Source organism: Pseudomonas sp. (assembly GCF_049645325.1).
Lineage (GTDB): Bacteria > Pseudomonadota > Gammaproteobacteria > Pseudomonadales > Pseudomonadaceae > Aquipseudomonas.
The window spans coordinates 1-3,270 of record NZ_JBARTQ010000542.1 but is presented as its reverse complement, the minus strand read 5'-3'; the positions used below and the strand labels follow the sequence as shown (position 1 = coordinate 3,270).

The 3,270-nt window shown below is 61.3% G+C and carries 3 protein-coding genes; 2 read left to right on the top strand and 1 reads right to left on the bottom strand.

The window, feature by feature from the left end; all coding sequences use genetic code 11:
• Positions 1-115: 115 nt before the first annotated feature.
• Complete coding sequence (locus WBB95_RS22825) at positions 116-2,134, bottom strand: TonB-dependent receptor (RefSeq protein ID WP_424489627.1); 2,019 nt, start codon at positions 2,132-2,134, stop codon at positions 116-118.
• 211 nt (positions 2,135-2,345) lie between these two features.
• Here WBB95_RS22825 and WBB95_RS22820 point away from each other — a divergent pair, with 211 nt between their 5' ends.
• A complete protein-coding gene (locus WBB95_RS22820) occupies positions 2,346-2,579 on the top strand; it encodes a VF530 family DNA-binding protein (RefSeq protein WP_024073644.1) in 234 nt (77 codons plus the stop codon).
• 4 nt (positions 2,580-2,583) lie between these two features.
• Positions 2,584-3,213: a Pr6Pr family membrane protein gene (locus tag WBB95_RS22815; protein WP_424489626.1), complete on the top strand. Its 630-nt coding sequence runs from the start codon at positions 2,584-2,586 to the stop codon at positions 3,211-3,213.
• Positions 3,214-3,270 lie beyond the last annotated feature (57 nt).

Sequence of the window (3,270 nt, the reverse complement as noted above, 5' to 3'; positions counted from 1 at the left end):
TGTGGGAGCCGGGCTTGCCCGCGATGGCATCATCTCGGTCTTTCAGTTGCATCGAGGTGATGCCATCGCAGGCAAGCCAGCTCCCACACCAGCCAGTACTTATGAAGGGTTGGGGTTAGAACGTGGTGCGCACGCCGAATTGCACGCTGCGGCCAGGTGCTGGCGCGATGTCGCGCAGGATCGAGCTGGCATACCGCACGGTCTGGTTGGTCAGGTTTTCGCCGTTCACGAACGCCAGCCATTGGCTGCCGCCGAGGTTGAAGCGATAACCCGCGCTTGCGCCCAGCGTGGTGTAGCCGTCGGTGCCGCTCTCGTTGTCGGGCACACGCCCTTGGCCTGCGGCATGTTCCACATCGATACGCGCCTGCCAGCGGTCCAGCTCCCACAGCAAGCCGCTGTTCAGGCGCAGCGGCGCAATGCGGGGCAGGGCTTCGCCGGTGTCGAGGTTGGTGGCGCGGGTGTAGTCGCCCGACAGCTCCAGGGCGAATTTGCCGTAGGCGCTTTCGCCAAGCTTCCAGTGATCCTGGGCTTCGAAGCCAGCGAAACGTGCACGCACGCCGGAGTATGTGTACTCGGGGATGCCGCCTGCGTCTTCTTCACCTTCATCGTTCAGTGTGCGGCCAGTGCCCAGCAAGCCGATGTAGTTGGAGAAGCGGCTGTAGAACACGCCAAAGCTGCCTTTGTGGGTGCCATTGTCAAAGCGCAGGGCGAGGTCGCTGGACACCGCTTTTTCTTTCTTCAGGTTGGCGTCGCCCAGCTCATACGTGCCGGTGGCAACGTGCGCGCCGTTGGCATACAGCTCGTAAAAGGTCGGCGCACGTTCGGTGTAGCCCAGCGTGGCGGCGAGGGACCAGACCGGCGTGAGGGTGTAGACCGCGCCTGACGACAGGCTGCCGGCGGTGAAGTCATTGGACTTGTCGGCACCGGCGAAGCGCGCGTTGCCCTTGGCGTCCGGGTCGACGCTGGTATGTTCCAGACGCCCGCCGAGGCTGAGTTTGAGGCGCTCGGAGGCTTGCATTTCTTCAAGGATAAACAGCGCGCCGGCGTTGGTGTCGGTCTGCGGCACGAACGCTTCTTCGCCCAGGGCCGAGAACTCGTTGCGCGTCACTTGCGCGCCGACGACGCCATCGAACGGGCCAATGGGCTGGTGGCGAGCTTCTACACGCGCCTCATATCCTTTGTTCTTGAAGACCGTGCCGGTTTCGCCGCCTTCGATTTCACGGTGCTCGTAATCGGTATAGCCGGCGTCGAGCTTCACCGAGGTGAACGGGCCTTGCAGGTTGCGGAACTCGGAGGCGAACGCGTAGTGATCCTGCTTCATGCGGATGCGCACATCCTGCTCGGCGGGAGAGCCGTAGTTGCTGTCGTAGTTGCTGTAGGACAGCCCGGCATAACCGTCATCCCAGGTGTAGGAACCGCCCACTGCGCCGCCGTCCTGACGCCCGTCGCTGTTGCCCAGACGGCCATTTTTTCCGGGGCCGTCTTCGGTGTCCGGGGCGTGGCGGCTGCGGGCCTGGCCGGGGATTTTCAGGTCGTTGAATTCCCGCGCGTTCGCATCCAGGTGCAGGGCGAAAGTGCCGTTGCCGGCTTCCAGTTTGCCTGCGCTGCTGCGTGTCGTGTCAGCGCCGCCGTAACGCAATTCACCAGCACCGTGGATACCTTCAATGGCCTCGGTGGGGATGCGGTTGTCGAAGGTGTTGACCACGCCACCGATGGCGCTGCCGCCATACAGCAATGCGGCCGGGCCACGGACGATTTCAATGCGGTCGACGTTGATCGGGTCCAGCGGCACCGCGTGGTCGTACGACAGCGACGAGGCATCCAGCGCGCCCACGCCATTGCGCAGGATGCGGATACGGTCGCCATCCTGGCCACGAATGATCGGCCGGCTGGCGCCCGGGCCAAAGTAGGAGGACGACACGCCCGGTTGCTTGTTCAGGGTTTCGCCGAGGCTGCCTTTTTGTTGCAGGGTCAGGTCGTCGCCTTCCAATACGGTGGTCGGCGAGGCCAGCTGTTCGCTGCCCAGCGGGTTGCCGGTGATGACTTGGGGTTGCAACTCAAGGGCGTGGGCTTCGGAGCAGATCAACAAGGCGGCGGCAAGTGGGGTCAAGCGCCAGAGAGAAGAGAGGGACATCGGACATTCCTTGGCAAAACGGCAAAAAGAGAAGGCTGAAGACGGTATCGAACAGGATACTTTTGATAATTGTCGTTACAATATAACATCACTTTTTTGACTGAAAAGAGGAACTTTTCCCGACGGGCTATATTCAATGCAGTGCTTCCACCGCCACGCCCCGTCGGCTAAGGTGCGCGGCTGTGTTTCCTCTTTTTGCAAAAGGCCCGGCATGACCGCGACAAGCAACGACCCGCTCCACGGCGTGACCCTGCAACACGTCCTCACCACCCTGGTGGAACATTACGAATGGGCAGGTCTGGCCGAGCGCATTGATATCCGCTGCTTCAAGAGCGACCCGAGCATCAAGTCGAGCCTCACGTTCCTGCGCAAAACCCCGTGGGCGCGTGAGAAAGTCGAAGGCTTGTACGTCAAGCTGATGCGCACCAAACGCCCGCTGGACTGAGCCCATGAAGCGCTTCGTCGCGGCGGCGGCTCTGGCTGGTTGGGTCGGGTTGGCGATTCAGCAATACCTGATTTTTTATTCGCGCTGGTCCAGCGGCGCCAGCCTGTTGGGCGGGCTGATCAACTTCTTCAGTTTCTTCACGGTGCTGACCAACACCCTCGTGGTGGTGGTGCTGAGTTATGCGCTGGTGAACCGGGAATCGGCCGCGAAACGGTTTTTCCTGACGCCCGCCGTCAGCAGCGGGATTGCCACGAGCATCATCGTGGTGAGCCTGGCCTATAACCTGCTGCTCCGGCATTTGTGGAGCCCTGAAGGCTTTCAATTTATCGCCGATGAATTGCTGCACGACGTGATGCCGCTGCTGTTTGCCGTGTACTGGTGGCGGTGCGTGCCCAAGGGCACCTTGCGGCTCAAGCACGTGGGCGGATGGGTGATTTACCCGTTGGTGTACTTCGGCTATGTGCTGCTGCGCGGGCATTTGCTTGGGCAGTATCAGTACCCCTTTATTGACGTGGACACTCTTGGGTATCCGCAGGTGTTTGTGAATGCCGGGGGGATTCTGGCGGGGTTTGTGCTGATCGCGTTGGTGGTGGTGGGGTTGGATCGGGGGTTGAAGTTGCGTTCGAATGGTTGAGGTTTTGGGGGGTATTCGTTATTTGGGTGAGGGCTGCTTATGGTTTCGCTCTTACAG

Bases quoted from the DNA above. Each gene is read 5' to 3' on its own strand.
- WBB95_RS22825 (WP_424489627.1), bottom strand. From the start codon at position 2,134: ATGTCCCTCTCTTCTCTCTGGCGCTTGACCCCACTTGCCGCCGCCTTG.
- WBB95_RS22820 (WP_024073644.1), top strand. From the start codon at position 2,346: ATGACCGCGACAAGCAACGACCCGCTCCACGGCGTGACCCTGCAACAC.
- WBB95_RS22815 (WP_424489626.1), top strand. From the start codon at position 2,584: ATGAAGCGCTTCGTCGCGGCGGCGGCTCTGGCTGGTTGGGTCGGGTTG.